Raw genomic sequence first — 14,614 nt, forward strand, 5'->3', positions numbered from 1 at the left:
TGGTCGAGCACGCGTGCTCGATCGGCTCGCTGCAACTCGGCGAATTCGCGGAGAACGTCGCGGGCGGCGTCGACACCTACACGCTGCGCCAGCCGCTCGGCGTGTGCGCGGGCATCACGCCGTTCAACTTCCCCGCGATGATTCCGCTGTGGATGTTCCCGATGGCGATCGTGTGCGGCAACACGTTCGTGCTGAAGCCGTCCGAGCAGGACCCGATGTCGACGATGGAGCTCGTCGAGCTCGCGATCGAGGCCGGCGTACCCAAAGGCGTACTGAACGTCGTGCACGGCGGCAAGGAAGTCGTCGACGCGATCTGCACGCATCCGCTCGTGAAGGCGATCTCGTTCGTCGGCTCGACTGCCGTCGGCACGCACGTGTACAACCTCGGCAGCGCGCACGGCAAGCGCGTGCAGTCGATGATGGGCGCGAAGAATCACGCGGTGGTGCTGCCCGATGCGAACCGCGAGCAGACGATCAATGCGCTCGTCGGCGCCGGCTTCGGCGCGGCAGGGCAGCGCTGCATGGCGACGTCGGTCGCGGTGCTGGTGGGCGAAGCGCGCGACTGGCTGCCCGATCTCGTCGCGAAGGCGAAGCTTCTGAAGGTGAATGCGGGCGCGGAAGCCGGCACCGACGTCGGCCCGGTCGTGTCGAAGACCGCGAAGGAACGCATCCTGTCGCTGATCGAAGCGGGCGTGGAGGAAGGCGCGAAGCTCGAACTCGACGGCCGCGGCGTGGCGGTGCCCGGCTACGAGCACGGCAACTTCATCGGCCCGACGATCTTCTCCGGCGTGAAGACGGACATGTCGGTCTACACGCATGAAATCTTCGGCCCGGTGCTGGTCGTGCTCGAAGCCGACACGCTCGATGACGCGATCGCGCTCGTCAACGCGAACCCGTTCGGCAACGGCGTGGGCCTGTTCACGCAAAGCGGTGCGGCCGCGCGCAAGTTCCAGAGCGAGATCGACATCGGCCAGGTCGGTATCAACATCCCGATTCCGGTGCCCGTGCCGTTCTTCAGCTTCACCGGTTCGCGCGGCTCGAAGCTCGGCGATCTCGGCCCGTACGGCAAGCAGGTCGTGCAGTTCTACACGCAAACGAAGACGGTCACCGCGCGCTGGTTCGACGACGACACGACGGCCGGCCCGGTGAATACGACGATCCGGCTGCATTGAGCCGGGAGGACACGAACATGAAAATCGGTTTTATCGGCCTCGGCCACATGGGCGCGCCGATGGCGCTGAACCTGCTGAAAGCGGGCCATGAAGTGCACGCGTTCGACCTCAGCGCGGACGCATTGCGCGCGTTGCAGGACGCCGGCGCGCAGGTGGCGGCGTCGCCGCGCGACGCGGCAGCGGGCGCGACGTTCGTGATCACGATGCTGCCGGCCGCGCCGCATGTGCGTTCGGTGCTGTCCGGCGAGAACGGCGTGCTGGCCGGCCTCGGTGCGGGCGCGACCGTGATCGATTCGAGCACGATCGACCCGGCGAGCGCGCAGGCGTTCGGTGCGCTGGTGCGCGAGCACGGCGGCGCGTTCGTCGATGCGCCGGTATCGGGCGGCACCGGCGGCGCGGCGGCCGGCACGCTGACCTTCATGGTCGGCGGCAGCGACGCCGATTTCGAGCGCGTGAAGCCCGTGCTCGCGGGCATGGGCAAGAACATCGTCCATTGTGGCGCGACGGGCATGGGGCAGGTCGCGAAGGTCTGCAACAACCTCGTGCTCGGCATCTCGATGGCGGCCGTGTCGGAAGCGATGTCGCTCGGCGTTGCGCTCGGCATCGATCCGAAGGTGCTGGCCGGCATCGTCAATACGTCGACGGGCCGCTGCTGGAGCTCGGACACCTACAACCCGTATCCGGGCGTGATCGACACCGCGCCGTCGTCGCGCGGCTACTCGGGCGGTTTCGGCACCGACCTGATGCTGAAGGATCTCGGCCTCGCGAACGACGCCGCGAAGCAGGCGCGCCAGCCCGTCTATCTCGGCGCGCTCGCGCAGCAGCTGTACCAGACGATGAGCAGCCGCGGCGACGGGCAGCTCGATTTCTCGGCGGTGATCCGCCTGTACCAACCGGCAACGAAGAAGGACGGGAAATGATCGAACTGGACTACGTCGACGACGGCGCGATCGCGTGCGCGACGCTCAAGCGTCCGCCCGCGAACGCCTTTACCGCTGACGGCCTGCAACAACTGCAGGAAACCGTCGCCGAACTGAATGCGAACCCGCGCGTGCGCGCGCTGGTGATCACCGGCGACGGCCCGAAGTTCTTCAGCGCGGGCGCCGATCTCAACACGTTCGCCGAAGGCGATCGCGCGGTCGCGCGTGCGATGGCGTCGCGCTTCGGCGCGGCGTTCGAGGCGCTGCACGACGCACGCGTCGTGACGATCGCGGCGATCAACGGTTATGCGATGGGCGGCGGCCTCGAATGCGCGCTGGCGTGCGACCTGCGGATCGCCGAGACGCATGCACAGATGGCGCTGCCCGAGCCGTCGGTCGGCCTGCTGCCATGCGGGCTCGGTACGCAGACGCTGCCCTGGCTCGTCGGCGAAGGTTGGGCGAAGAAGATCATCCTGACCGGCGCGCGCGTCGACGCGGCGACGGCGCTCAGGATCGGCCTCGTCGAGGACGTGGTCGACAGCGGCGCGGCGCGCGATGCGGCGCTGGCACTGGCGCGCAACGTCGCGCGGCAGAGCCCGCACGCGGTCGCATACAGCAAGGAACTGATCGGCCTCGCGCGCCGCGGCGTGCCGCGCAGCGCGGCGCTCGCGGTCGAGCGCGAACGCTTCGTCGACCTGTTCGAGACGAACGATCCGCGCGAAGGCGTGGCCGCGTTTCTCGGCAAGCGCGCGCCGCAGTGGCACACCGATGGAGAGCCGCAACGATGAGCACGCCGGTCACGACTCACGACACCGTCGCGGCACCCGCATCCGAGGTGCTGTTTCGCGTGGTGAACCGCGTGGCGCTGATCACGCTGAACCGGCCGGCCGCGCTTAACGCGCTGTCGTACGCGATGATCGGCGAGCTGGCCGCGCTCCTCGAGCGCTGCCGTCACGACGACCAGATCGTCGCGGTCGTGCTGCGCGGCGCGGGCGAGAAGGGCTTCTGCGCGGGCGGCGACGTGCGCGCGCTGTACCGGATGGTCGCGCAGCGCGAGACCTGGTTGCCGTTCTTCGTCGACGAATACCGGCTCGACTACGCGATCCACACGTTCCCGAAGCCGGTGGTCGCGCTGATGGACGGCGTGACGATGGGCGGCGGCATGGGGCTCGCGCAAGGTGCAACGCTGCGGGTCGCGACCGAGCGCAGCAAGATCGCGATGCCCGAGACGCGCATCGGTCTCGTGCCGGACGTCGGCGCGACGCATTTCCTGTCGCGCATGCCGGTCGAGCTCGAGCTGTACGTGGGGCTAACCGGCGCGATGCTGTCGGGGGCCGACGCGCTGAGCGCGAAGCTCGCGGATCTGTGCGTGCCGTCCGCGTGGCTCGACACGTTCGAGACGCGCATCGAGTCCGTCAAGTGGGACGGCGATGCGTTGCCGGCGCTGCGCAAGGTGTTCGAGCCGCCGTGCAACGTCGTGCCGCATGCGGCGCTCGACAGCCAGATGCCGTGGATCGTCCGTCATTTCGACAAGCGCTCGACCGTCGAGCGGATCGTCGCGACGCTCACGCAGGATCTCGCGCGCGACGAGCTGACGCGCGAGCACCGTCAATGGCTGCAGGCGGCGCTTGACGCGCTTTCAAGCCACTCGCCGACGATGCTGTCCGTCACGCGCGAGGCGCTGCTGCGCGGCTGCCAGATGACGCTGGCCGAATCGTTCCGGATGGAGCTCGGCATCGTCGCGCGCGCGATCGAGGAAGGCGATTTCTGCGAGGGCGTGCGCGCGCATCTCGTCGACAAGGATCGCAAGCCGCGCTGGGCGCCCGCGTCGCTCGTCGAGGTGCGCGCCGAACGCGTGCGGCATTTCCTGACGTCGCCGTGGAAGCTGTTCGCGCATCCGCTCGTCGATCTCGGCGGGGCGTGATGGCCCGACGCGCCGCGCGGCGCGTCGGTTTCATTTCCTCTCACTTCACTTCTTCGCGGCGCTCGATCATCGGCGGCACCGCCTGCGCGAGCGCGTCGATCACGCAACGCGTCTTGCGCGGCAGGTAGCGCGTCTTCGGCCAGATCGCGTGGATGTCGCCTTCGCAGACGAAGCAGCGGTCGAGCACGACCGTCATCTCGCCGCGCTGCACGTAGTGATCGAGCAGCCAGCTCGGCAGCCATGCGATCCCGAACCCCGACGCGCCGGCCGCCGCGATTGCCTGCACGTCGTCGAAACTCAGCTGATGCTGCATGTCGACGCGCACCGTCGAGCCGTCCGGCGCGCGCAGGTCCCACGGCTGCGGCACGCCCGAACGTGAATACGCGATCGTCCGGTGGTTCTTCAGATCGTCGAGCGACTTCGGCATCCCGTAGCGGGCGAGATACGACGGCGCCGCGCCGAGGCTGCCGTATTGCGTGCCGAGCCGCCGCACCGCGAGGCTCGTGCTGTCCGCGAGCGTACCGATCCGCACCGCGAGATCGATGCCTTCCTCGACGAGATCGACGAAGCGGTCGGTGATCGACACGTCGATCCGCAGGTGCGGATAGGTGCGCGCGAGGTCGAGCACGATGGGCGTCACGCAGTGGTGCCCGAACGCGAGCGGCACGCTCAGCCGCAGCTTGCCGCGCGCTTCGTTACGGCCGCAGTCGAGATCGGCTTCCGCCGCTTCCAGTTCCGACAGCGCGCGCACGCAGCGGTCGTAGTACGCCTGGCCGTCGTCGGTCAGGCTCTGGCTGCGCGTCGTGCGCTGCAGCAGCCGCGCGCCGAGCCGCTTCTCGAGCCGCGCGATCGCCTTGCCGACCGCCGAACGCGTCATGTCGAGCCGCGCCGCGGCGAGCGCGAAGCTGCCCGATTCCACCACCTGGACGAAGGTCGTCACACCGTCGAGTCTGTCGGTCATCGCAAGTCTGCGCTGATTGGGTCCTGTGATTCCCCAGTTCCGCGAAATACGTGCGTCAATGAGGAGGGAAATTCTCACTATAGTACCGATTCCCGTTCAGCGTGCGTTGCCGGCCGCACGCAGCGAACCCCTCTCACTGGAGGCGCGCGGCCTGTCGCCGGGCCGCGGCGCAATACGCATGACGCTATCCGACTCCCGCAGGAATGCGGTCGCACTCGCGGCCGTCTGTCTCACGTCGCTGATGTTCGGCCTCGAAATCTCGAGCGTGCCGGTGATCCTGCCGACGCTCGAACACGTGCTGCACGGCGATTTCAACGGCATGCAGTGGATCATGAATGCGTACACGATCGCGTGCACGACGGTGCTGATGGCGGCCGGCACGCTCGCGGACCGGTTCGGCCGCAAGCGCGTGTACGTGATCGGCACCGTGCTGTTCGGCGCGACGTCGCTGCTGTGCGGGCTCGCGCCGAACGTTCCCGTGCTCGTCGCGGGCCGGCTGCTGCAGGGCGCCAGCGGCGGCGCGATGCTGATCTGCCAGATTGCCGTGCTGTCGCACCAGTTCCGCGAGGGCCGCGAGCGCGGCCGTGCGTTCGGGATCTGGGGGATCGTGTTCGGGATCGGGCTCGGCTTCGGGCCGATCGTCGGCGGCGCGATCGTCGCGCTGGCAAGCTGGCCGTGGGTGTTCCTCGTCCATGCGCCGCTCGCGGCGATCGCGCTCGCGCTGATCGGCGGCGCGGTGCAGGAATCTCGCGATCCGCATGCGGGCACGCTCGACGTCGCGGGTATCGTCACGCTGTCGCTCGCGGTGCTCGGCCTCGCGTTCTACATCACGCAGAGCGCGGCGCTCGGGCTGACGAGCGCGGCCGGCCTCGGCGTGCTCGGCGCGACCGTGCTGGCGCTCGTGGGCTTCTTCGTCGCGGAACGCGCCAGCGCGCGGCCGATGTTCGACTTCTCCGTGTTCCGGATCCGCGCGTTCACCGGCGCGATCTTCGGCTCGATGGGGATGAACTTCAGCTTCTGGCCGTTCATGATCTACCTGCCGATCTGGTTCCAGGTCGCGCTTGGCTACGACAGCGTGACGGCCGGCCTCGCGCTGCTCGCGTACACGCTGCCGACGCTGGTCGCGCCGCCGTTCGGCGAGCGGCTCGCGCTGCGCTACGGGCCGGGCGTCGTGATCCCGGGCGGGCTGTTCACGATCGCGGCCGGTTTCGCGCTGATGCGGCTCGGCAGCGCGGCCGACCACGCGAGCTGGCTCACGATGCTGCCCGGCTGCGTGATCGCCGGCATCGGGCTCGGCCTCACGAACACGCCCGTCACCAACACGACGACGGGTGCGGTGCCGAGTTCGCGGGCCGGGATGGCATCGGGTATCGACATGAGCGCGCGGATGATCTCGCTCGCGCTGAATATCGCGGCGATGGGCTTCGTGCTGGTCGCGGGGATCGTCGCGAGCCTGAAGGCCGGTGTCGCGGGCACGATCGGCGACGCGGCGTTGCGCCGGCTCGCGCAGGAGATCGCGTCGGGCCGCACCGACGGGCTGCAGCAGATCGCACCGGCGCTCGCGCAGGCCGACCCGACTGGCGCGGCGCTGCACGCGGCGCTCGTGCACGGGTTCGGCTGGGTGATGGTGTACGGTGCGGTGGGCGTGGCCGTGCTCGCGACCGCGAGCGCGGTGGCGTTCGCGCCGGCGCGGCGCGGGGCGACCGTGTGCGAATGACGCGCGCTGACCGGCGCGCTTGCCCGCCGGTCAGGACGTCCCGCCGCCGAGCGCGCGATAGAGCGTCATCTGGTTGTTGAGCCGGTTCAGACGCGTCAGTTCGTCGGCACTCTGCGCGTTCCTCAGTACCTGCTGCTGGTCGAGCCACGGCTGCACGGCGGTCGCGCCGGCCGCGAACCGCGCGGCGGCCAGTTGCTCCGCACGTTGCGCCTGCGCCAGCGACAGTGCGCGCTGCTCGGCCTCGCGTTCGAGCTGCACGCGCGCCGACAACGCATTCTCGACTTCCGCAAGCGCCGTGTAGAGCCGCTGGCGGAACCCGACCACCGCTTCCTCGTACTGCGACTTCGACACCTTGATCTGCAGCTGCATCGTGTTCCACTGGATGAACGGCAATGCGAGGCCGAGCCCGAGCGTGCCGACCGGATTCGCGAGCACGCGCTCGAGGCTCGTGCTCGACGTGCCGGCGCTGCCGGTGAGCGTGAAGGTCGGGTAGAAGCTCGTGCGCGTCGCGTCGACCTGTGCGAGCGATTCGCGCAGCCGGAATTCCGCCGCACGCAGGTCGGGGCGCCGGCCGAGCAGGCTGGCCGGCAGTCCGGCCGCCACTTCCGGCGGCGGCGCGTCGGGCAGCGCCGACGGTTCGGCAGCGAGCTGTTGCGGCGGCCGGTCGAACAGGATCGCGAGCGCGTGGCGGTTCTCGGTGCGTTGCTGGATCAGTTGCGTCTGCGCGGCGCGTTGCGCGGACAGGTTCTGTTCGGCCTGCGCGAGATCGAGCCCCGACACGGCGCCGGCCGTGTGCCGCGACCGGACGATCGCGAGCGTGCGCGCCGCATACGCGATGTTCGCGTCGCCAAGCGCGATCTGCCGGTTCAGATAGCCGATCTGCCAGTACAGCGACGCGGTCGTGCCGATCAGCGACAACCGCGCGGCCTCGAGATCGGCGGCCGTCGCGTCGACTTCCCAGCGCGCGGCGTCGCGCAGTGCGGCCAGCCGGCCCCACAGGTCGATTTCATAGCTCAGCGAACCGGTGACGCCGCTCGACCGGCTCATCTGGTGCGTATCGAGCGTGCGCGACACGGCGCCGTTCGCGCCGAGCGACACGGTGGGCGTCAGGTTCGTATCGACGAGCCCGGCCTGCAGTTGCGCGCGATACACGCGGATCGCCGCGATCGAGAGGTCGTTGTTGGCGCGCAGCGCGTCGTCGATCAGCCGGTCGAGTTGCGGATCGCCGAAGCTGCGCCACCAGTCGCGCGTCGTGGCCGGCGCGTCGGCCGCGACCGGCGCCGCCCAGTTCGCGGGCATCGCGACGGCGGGCAGCGGTGCGTGGCGGGCGCCCGTGCAGCCGGCCAGCAGCGCGGCGGTACATACGAATGCGCCGAGGCGGCGAAGCGGTGAGGAAAACGTCATGGCAGGGCTCCGTCAGTCGCGCGCGAGCGCATCGATCGGATCGAGCCGCGACGCGTTGCGCGCGGGCATGAAGCCGAATATCACACCGGTGAGCGTCGAGCAGACGAACGCCGTCACGATCGCGCCGGCGGAGAACACCATCTTCCATTGCGCGACGAACATCGAGAACACGGCCCCGAGCCCGAACGACAGCGCGATGCCGATCGTGCCGCCGAGCAGGCAGACGAGCACGGCCTCGACGAGGAACTGCTGCAGGATGTTGGACTGGCGCGCGCCGACCGCCATCCGGATGCCGATTTCGCGCGTGCGCTCGGTGACCGACACCAGCATGATGTTCATCACGCCGATCCCGCCGACGACGAGCGAGATCACGGCGATCAGCGACAGCAGCAGCGTCAGCGACTGGCCGGTCTTCTCGACGGTTTTGACCACGCTGTCCATGTTGTACGTGAAGAAGTCCTTGCGGCCGTGGCGCTGCGTCATCAGTTTCTCGAGGCTTTTCTCGGCGGCGGCGCTGGGTTGCCCGTCGCGCACGCGCACGGTGATGCTGTCGAGATAGCGCTGGCCGAACAGGCGCCCGCTCGCGGTCGTGTACGGCACCCACACGTTCAGGCTCTTCACGCTGCCGAACGCGCTCTTCTTGTCGGCCGTGACGCCGATCACGACGCACGGCACGTTGTCGACCAGGATCACTTCGCCGACCGGATTGCGCGTCGCGCCGAACAGCTTGCGGCGCGTGTTCTGGTCGATCACGGCGACCTGCGCCTGGCGCCGCACGGAATCCTCGTCGAACGCGACACCCAGCGCGAAACGCATTCCGCGCGCCTGGAAGAAACGGTCGCCGACGCCGCTCACGAGCGCGTTGACGTCGACGTTGCGGTAGCGCAGCAGCAGCGTGCGCGACGTTTCGGGCGTCGCGCTGTCGACGTACGGCTGCTCGGTGAGCGCGGCGACGTCGGCGGGCACGAGCGTCTGGATCGTGTCGGCGCGGCTGTCGCCCCAGTCGGTGCCCGGATAGATGTTGATCGTGTTCGTGCCGATGCTGCCGATCTCGTCGAGCATGTAGCGCTTCGCGCCTTCGCCGATCGCGACGATCGACACGACCGACGTGATGCCGATGATGATGCCGAGCATCGTCAGCAGCGTGCGCAGCCGGTGCGACACGAGCGCGATCCACGCCATCCGGCAGGCTTCGGCGAAGCGGCCGGTGCCGGCCGCGAAGCGGCGCGTGCGCGTGCCGGTTTCGGCGTCGGCGGGCGGTGGCGTGTCGTGGCTTTCGCCTGCGGACGGCGTGCCGTCCGTCGCTTCGTCCGTGCCGATGCCGGCTTCCGCGAGGGCTTCCGCATAGTGGCGATTCGGCCGGTCGGCGACGATCTCGCCGTCGCTGATCTCGATGATGCGCCGCGCGTGGCGCGCGACGTCCTTGTCGTGCGTGACGATGACGATCGTATGGCCGAGCGCGTTCAGCTCGTGCAGGATGCGGATCACGTCCTGGCCGCTTTTCGTGTCGAGCGCGCCGGTCGGTTCGTCGGCGAGGATTACCTGGCCGCCGTTCATCAGCGCGCGCGCGATGCTCACGCGCTGCTGCTGGCCGCCGGACAGTTGCCCGGGCCGGTGGTGCGCGCGATCCGCGAGCCCGAGGCGCGCGAGCAGCTCGCGTGCGCGTTCGTGCCGCTGCATGCGCGTGGTGCCCGCATAGATCGCGGGCATTTCGAGGTTCGCGACCGCGTCGACGTGCGGCAGCAGGTGATAGCGCTGGAACACGAAGCCGAAGTGCTCGCGGCGCAGCTGCGCGAGCTCGTCGCTGTCGAGCATGTGCGTGTCGCGTCCGCCGACCGTGTAGGTGCCTTCGCTCGGATGATCGAGGCAGCCGAGGATGTTCATCAGCGTCGACTTGCCGGAACCGGACGCGCCGACGATCGCGACGATCTCGCCCGCTTGGATCGACAGGTTGACGTTGTTCAGGACGACGACGTCCTTGTCGCCGGCCGGAAAGCGCCGCGTGACGCTCGAGAGTTTCAGCAGGGGCTGGCTCATCGTCACACCACGTCCGCCAGCGGCGCGTGTTCGTCCGCGGCGGCTTCGCCGATCACGACGCGCTCACCGTCCTTCAGGCCGGCCAGCACCTCGACGCGCACGTTGTTGTTGATGCCGATGCGAACCTTGCGCGTTTCCGTGCTGCCGTCGGCGCGCAGTACGCGCACCGCATAGGTACCGTCCTTGTGCTTCTCGCCGAGCGCGGCGGCCGGGATGCTGAGCGCGTTGCGCGCGTTGCCGAGCACGATGCTGATCTGCGCGGTCATCGAGATGCGCAGCCGATGCTCGGGATTCGGCACTTCGAACAGCGCGTTGTAGAACACGGCCGAGTTCGGCTTCGAGCCGCCGCCCGCGCCGCCGCCGAGCGCGCTCTGCGCGTCGGCGAAGTTTTGCGGCGCCGGCTCGATCGCGCGCAGCTTGCCGTAGTGGCGCTTGTCCGGTTCGCCGAGGATCGTGAAATACGCGGTCTGGCCGGCACTCACGCGGATCACGTCGGCTTCCGACACCTGCGCCTTCACGGTCATCGTGTCGAGATCCGCGAGTTTCAGGATCACCGGCGCCTGCTGCTGCGCGATCACGGTCTGGCCTTCCTGCGTGACGATCGCGACGACTTCGCCGTCGATCGGCGCGACGATGCGCGTATAGCCGAGGTTGGCCTGCGCGGTTTCGATCTGGATGCGGGCCGAGCGGATCTGCGCGGCGAGCGACGAGAGGGTCGCGCGCTGCACGTCGAGCGTCGCGCGCGCGGCCTCGAACGATTCGCGCGACGTCGCATCGTCGGGCAACATCGCCTGCTGGCGCCGGAACGCGAGTTCCGCCTGCGTCAGTTGCGCGGCGGTCGATTGCTGCTGCGCGCGCAGGCTTTCTTCGCTGGCGCGCGCCTGGCGCAGCGCGTTTTCCGAGATCACCGGATCGATTTCGGCGAGCCACTGGCCCTTCGCGACCTTGTCGCCGAGCTTCACCTTCAGCGTCTTCAACTGCCCCGACACCTGCGCGCCGACGTCGACCTGTTTGAACGCCTGCAGCGCGCCGGTCGCGAGCACCGCGTTCTCGAGATCGCCGCGCGTGACGGGCGCGGACAGGTACTGCGGATGCTTGTCGGGTGCGCAGGCTTTCAGCGTGACACCGACGGCGATCGCGACGACGGCGAGGGAAGCCAGCACGATGCGCCGGCGGCGATGGGTCTTCTGAGTCATGAGAGCGCAGCGAGGATGAAGCGGGCGCCGGCGATGCGTGCGGCCGACCGGGACGATCCGGTCGGCGTCGCATGTCGGGCGCGTTGCCCGCGACGGAATCCGCGTACGCATCGCGCGGGCGTGCCGATTCGAATCAGGCGCTCATGGTAAGCGAGGAATTCACGACAAATCGTGTGGAAATTGTGCTGAATTGTGCGAATGCCGCGCCGGAGCGGGGAGGCGACGGCGTCATTGTTGCGATCTGTGAAGGCAGCGAGCGAAGGCGCACGTGTGCCGAGATCCGCGTTACCGCTGCGCGGCAACGATTGCCATCATCGGCCGGTCGCGTTCCTCGTCGAGCGCGGGCATTGCTGCGACCTGTTCCGGCGTCGGCCCCCATTCGTCCAGGTGCGTGAGCGTGAAGCCGCTGCCGATCAGCAGGTTCACGAGCGTGCCGAGCGTGCGGTGCTGCTTGACGACGCCCGGCGCGAGCCAGTCGGTCACGCGTTCGCCTTCGCGCTGGTAGCCGTCGAGCGGCCAGCACCGGTTGCCCTGCGCATCGACGACGAAGCCGGGCCGGCGCGGCGCCGTGTAGACCGGATGCTCGATCGAGAACACGAGCCGTCCGCCCGGCACGAGCGCGCGATGGAGTGTGCGCAGCAGCGTGTCGAGGTGCGCGATGTAGTGGAACGCGAGCGAGCTGTACGCGAGATCGAACGCGGCATCCGGCAGCGCGAGCGTTTCGAGGTCGGCGCGGCGGTACGTGATCGCCGGGTGCGATGCGGTCGACGCCGCGCGTTCGAGCATGCGTTCGGACACGTCGACGCCGAGCACGCTTGCCGCGCCCTGGTCGGCTGCCCAGCGGCTGAACCACCCGTAGCCGCAACCGAGATCGAGGACGTTGCGGCCGCGCAGGTCCGGCAGCAGCGCGCGCAGCGCGGGCCATTCGGGCGCACCGTCGAGGCCGTGGACCGAGCGGTTCAGGCGGCTGTAGCCTTCGAAGAAGGCCGGGTCGTCGTAGATATTTTGCGTCATGCGGAAGGCCTCGGGCGAGCAGGGCGCGCGGTGCCGCGCACCCGACACCGCGAGCTTACGCGGGGTGCCTGCCTGCGTCGATCCTGCGTTGCGTATCGGCGTCGACGATATCGCGGATCGCACTGAACAGCGGCGCGGCGTTGGTATAGCGCCGGCCGTAGCCGAGATTGAACGCGTAGTCGAAATCGGGCGGATTGCTGCCTTGGTTGTGCTGCAGGATCGTTTCCAGCTTGTCGAGCGCCTTCGCCGCGCGCGCTTCCGGCGACGCGGCTGCCTCGTATTCGTCCCACAGCGCGACGATCTCGTCGCGCAGCGTGCGATCGAGCGGCGCCGTCAGCGTCAGCAGATCGTCGCGCTCGTGCGCGCTTTTGTCGGGGTGCGCGGCTTGCTCGATCGCGGGGATGTCGCCGTGCAGCGCCTCGCCGAGATCGTGGACGACGCACAGCTTCAGCAGCTTCAGCGTATCGATGCCGGGCAGCGCGTCGGCGAACACGAGTGCCATCAGGCACAGCCGCCAGCTGTGCTCGGCCGTGCTTTCCGCGCGTCCGGCCGACGTGTGGCCGCTGCGCAGCACATCCTTCAGGCGTTCGGCTTCGCGCAGGAAAGCGAGCCGCGCGTGGATCGTATCGGGGTTCATGATCGGAGTCCTTGCGATGAGCAGGCAAGCGTAAGCCGGCCGCGCGCAATGCGTCCACGCATGAAATATGCGCGGCGCGCTACAGCGTCTCGACGAGTCGCGCGGCCGAACCATCCGACAGCGTCATCCGCGTCCAGCGGCACCGGCTGCCGCGGATCGGCACGACGCGCGACGCATTCGCGCCGGTGTCGAACTCGACGCTTGGCGGCCCCGCGTGGTCGTGCCAGCCGAGCGTGTCGAGCGCGGTTTCCATACGAACGATTTCCGGCGTCGCGTAGCGCCACAGCGACGTGCCGAGCAGCATCGGCAGCGGCTGCGAGAACTCGGCCGCGCGCGCGGGTGAAGAGGCGAGCAGGCGGTGCGTGAGGTCGCACACGAGATGCATGCGGCCCGCGCTGCCCGCGATGAGCCGCGCAAGCGCGTGGTCGCCCGCGGAATCGAGGTGCGCGGCGAGCAGCCGCTCGGCTGTCGCGCGCTCGTCGGTCGACATCTGCTGGATGCCGGCCTCCCAGCGCGAGATCGTCGATTGCGTGACGCCGAACAGCTCGGCGGCGTGGCTCTGCTTCACGCGGTGCAGCAGGCGCCAGCGCTTCAGTTGCGGGCCGAGCGGGGGCGTGTGAAGCGGTGATGCGGTCATGGCGATGCTCCGCTCGATACGGCCGTCGCGCTGACGTGCGCGGTACGCCGGCTACGGATGGAAGTGGAACCCGCCTTGCGCTTCGAGCACGACGAGCGCGACGGGAACCAGGACAACGCCGCCCAGCACGAGCACGCCGTCGGCGGCCACCGTGACCGGCGTGGCGAGAATCCGCAGCCCCATGCCGAGGGCGGACGGCGATTGCTTGACGTAAATCGAGTACGGCCGGTTGAACGGCTGCGTGGCCGCCTTGTCCTGCGCGGCGAAGCCTTCCGTCGAATAGCGCTTGCCGCTGATGTCGCCTTCGAGCACGAGCCCGGCCGGCGCACTGGTGAATCCATCGGCGGCAGCGGCCTGTCGATCGTCGTCCGACGCATCCTTCGGCAAGACGATCCGGTAGTGGCCGGTGACGCTGCCGCCGCTCGCATGAAAGCCGATAAACGTCGTGCGCAGCGATGTCCGATAGCCGGACTGCAGCACCGGCCGCAATTGGGCCGGCAGGTCGAAGATGTAGTGGTAGCGCGTGCCCAGGACAACCAGCTTTTTGCCGTCCTTGGTAATCATGAATCCGGACACGTCCTCGCTGTACGCGTCGTCCTCGTACAGCTTCGGCGTGAAACAGCCCGACAGCGCGACGCAACTCGCGGCCAAACCGGCGGCCAGCAGGCGCCGGCGTGTGATCGATACGTTCATGTTTGTTGTAGTCCCGTCTGGTGCGGTTCAGAGGCTTTCGCCCTCGGAAGCCGGATTCTCGCGTATCCGCCGTGCATTGTCGAACGGGAAATCTGCCACGGCAGCATTACCGATTGCACCGTATCAGGCGCCGCGGGCCCGCCGAAAACGTTTTCTTCAGGCTTTCAACCGGCTCCGCCATATCTTATTATTCGGCGAGAGCGGCACATGCCGGCCGCGATCGGTCATGTCGATGGCATGATTCGCCGGCCCGTATTGCCGCCAGCCGACCGATGCGTGGCACGACGCGCGGTCGACACGAC

13 protein-coding genes are annotated in these 14,614 nt (G+C 68.9%); 5 read left to right on the plus strand and 8 right to left on the minus strand.

The genetic code is table 11. The features are described from left to right. The 4 genes from ACTRWB_RS37120 to ACTRWB_RS37135 form a co-directional block, all read left to right on the plus strand. A partial coding sequence (locus tag ACTRWB_RS37120; protein ID WP_446904834.1) for a CoA-acylating methylmalonate-semialdehyde dehydrogenase occupies positions 1 to 1,172 on the plus strand: 1,172 nt, incomplete at its 5' end. Beyond that, entirely contained in the window at positions 1,169 to 2,092 is a 924-nt protein-coding gene (gene mmsB / locus ACTRWB_RS37125; protein WP_446904835.1) for a 3-hydroxyisobutyrate dehydrogenase, read from the plus strand. The genes ACTRWB_RS37120 and mmsB, both read left to right, overlap by 4 nt. Further along, positions 2,089 to 2,880, plus strand: a complete 792-nt coding sequence (locus ACTRWB_RS37130) for an enoyl-CoA hydratase (RefSeq protein WP_446904836.1) — start codon at positions 2,089 to 2,091, stop codon at positions 2,878 to 2,880. The genes mmsB and ACTRWB_RS37130 overlap by 4 nt, the downstream gene beginning before the upstream one ends. Then, positions 2,877 to 4,016 (plus strand): enoyl-CoA hydratase/isomerase family protein, encoded by a 1,140-nt coding sequence (locus tag ACTRWB_RS37135; RefSeq protein WP_446904837.1) that lies wholly within the window; start codon positions 2,877 to 2,879, stop codon positions 4,014 to 4,016. Before ACTRWB_RS37130 ends, ACTRWB_RS37135 begins: the two co-directional genes overlap by 4 nt. A 40-nt stretch (positions 4,017 to 4,056) precedes the next feature. Here the strand turns inward: ACTRWB_RS37135 and ACTRWB_RS37140 are convergent, their stop codons facing one another. After that, on the minus strand, positions 4,057 to 4,977 hold the full coding sequence (locus ACTRWB_RS37140; RefSeq protein ID WP_446904838.1) for a LysR family transcriptional regulator: 921 nt from the start codon (positions 4,975 to 4,977) through the stop codon (positions 4,057 to 4,059). A gap of 178 nt (positions 4,978 to 5,155) precedes the next feature. Here ACTRWB_RS37140 and ACTRWB_RS37145 point away from each other — a divergent pair, with 178 nt between their 5' ends. After that, positions 5,156 to 6,694: an MFS transporter gene (locus ACTRWB_RS37145; protein WP_193099984.1), complete on the plus strand. Its 1,539-nt coding sequence runs from the start codon at positions 5,156 to 5,158 to the stop codon at positions 6,692 to 6,694. A gap of 30 nt (positions 6,695 to 6,724) precedes the next feature. On the opposite strand, the gene ACTRWB_RS37150 is transcribed toward ACTRWB_RS37145, so the two are convergent. The 7 genes from ACTRWB_RS37150 to ACTRWB_RS37180 form a co-directional block, all read right to left on the minus strand. Beyond that, positions 6,725 to 8,098 carry an efflux transporter outer membrane subunit gene (locus ACTRWB_RS37150; RefSeq protein ID WP_446904839.1) on the minus strand — a complete coding sequence of 458 codons (1,374 nt, stop codon included), beginning with the start codon at positions 8,096 to 8,098 and terminating at the stop codon, positions 6,725 to 6,727. A 12-nt stretch (positions 8,099 to 8,110) separates the two neighbouring features. Further along, on the minus strand, positions 8,111 to 10,135 hold the full coding sequence (locus tag ACTRWB_RS37155) for a MacB family efflux pump subunit (protein ID WP_446904840.1): 2,025 nt from the start codon (positions 10,133 to 10,135) through the stop codon (positions 8,111 to 8,113). A 2-nt stretch (positions 10,136 to 10,137) separates the two neighbouring features. Beyond that, positions 10,138 to 11,331 (minus strand): efflux RND transporter periplasmic adaptor subunit, encoded by a 1,194-nt coding sequence (locus ACTRWB_RS37160; protein WP_129515528.1) that lies wholly within the window; start codon positions 11,329 to 11,331, stop codon positions 10,138 to 10,140. A gap of 285 nt (positions 11,332 to 11,616) precedes the next feature. Then, positions 11,617 to 12,345 (minus strand): class I SAM-dependent methyltransferase, encoded by a 729-nt coding sequence (locus tag ACTRWB_RS37165; RefSeq protein ID WP_446904841.1) that lies wholly within the window; start codon positions 12,343 to 12,345, stop codon positions 11,617 to 11,619. Positions 12,346 to 12,400: 55 nt separating this feature from the next. Beyond that, entirely contained in the window at positions 12,401 to 12,982 is a 582-nt protein-coding gene (locus tag ACTRWB_RS37170; RefSeq protein ID WP_446904842.1) for an HD domain-containing protein, read from the minus strand. A 79-nt stretch (positions 12,983 to 13,061) separates the two neighbouring features. Further along, a complete protein-coding gene (locus tag ACTRWB_RS37175) occupies positions 13,062 to 13,619 on the minus strand; it encodes a helix-turn-helix domain-containing protein (RefSeq protein ID WP_446904843.1) in 558 nt (185 codons plus the stop codon). Between the two features lie 51 nt (positions 13,620 to 13,670). Continuing rightward, the gene (locus tag ACTRWB_RS37180; protein WP_446904844.1) at positions 13,671 to 14,312 is read right to left on the minus strand and encodes a hypothetical protein; all 642 of its coding nucleotides are present in this window, start codon (positions 14,310 to 14,312) and stop codon (positions 13,671 to 13,673) included. Positions 14,313 to 14,614 lie beyond the last annotated feature (302 nt).

The organism is Burkholderia sp. YIM B11467 (genome assembly GCF_052952715.1).

Bases quoted from the DNA above. Each gene is read 5' to 3' on its own strand.
- ACTRWB_RS37130 (WP_446904836.1), top strand. From the start codon at position 2,089: ATGATCGAACTGGACTACGTCGACGACGGCGCGATCGCGTGCGCGACG.
- ACTRWB_RS37135 (WP_446904837.1), top strand. From the start codon at position 2,877: ATGAGCACGCCGGTCACGACTCACGACACCGTCGCGGCACCCGCATCC.
- ACTRWB_RS37140 (WP_446904838.1), bottom strand. From the start codon at position 4,977: ATGACCGACAGACTCGACGGTGTGACGACCTTCGTCCAGGTGGTGGAA.
- ACTRWB_RS37145 (WP_193099984.1), top strand. From the start codon at position 5,156: ATGACGCTATCCGACTCCCGCAGGAATGCGGTCGCACTCGCGGCCGTC.
- ACTRWB_RS37150 (WP_446904839.1), bottom strand. From the start codon at position 8,098: ATGACGTTTTCCTCACCGCTTCGCCGCCTCGGCGCATTCGTATGTACC.
- ACTRWB_RS37155 (WP_446904840.1), bottom strand. From the start codon at position 10,135: ATGAGCCAGCCCCTGCTGAAACTCTCGAGCGTCACGCGGCGCTTTCCG.
- ACTRWB_RS37160 (WP_129515528.1), bottom strand. From the start codon at position 11,331: ATGACTCAGAAGACCCATCGCCGCCGGCGCATCGTGCTGGCTTCCCTC.
- ACTRWB_RS37165 (WP_446904841.1), bottom strand. From the start codon at position 12,345: ATGACGCAAAATATCTACGACGACCCGGCCTTCTTCGAAGGCTACAGC.
- ACTRWB_RS37170 (WP_446904842.1), bottom strand. From the start codon at position 12,982: ATGAACCCCGATACGATCCACGCGCGGCTCGCTTTCCTGCGCGAAGCC.
- ACTRWB_RS37175 (WP_446904843.1), bottom strand. From the start codon at position 13,619: ATGACCGCATCACCGCTTCACACGCCCCCGCTCGGCCCGCAACTGAAG.
- ACTRWB_RS37180 (WP_446904844.1), bottom strand. From the start codon at position 14,312: ATGAACGTATCGATCACACGCCGGCGCCTGCTGGCCGCCGGTTTGGCC.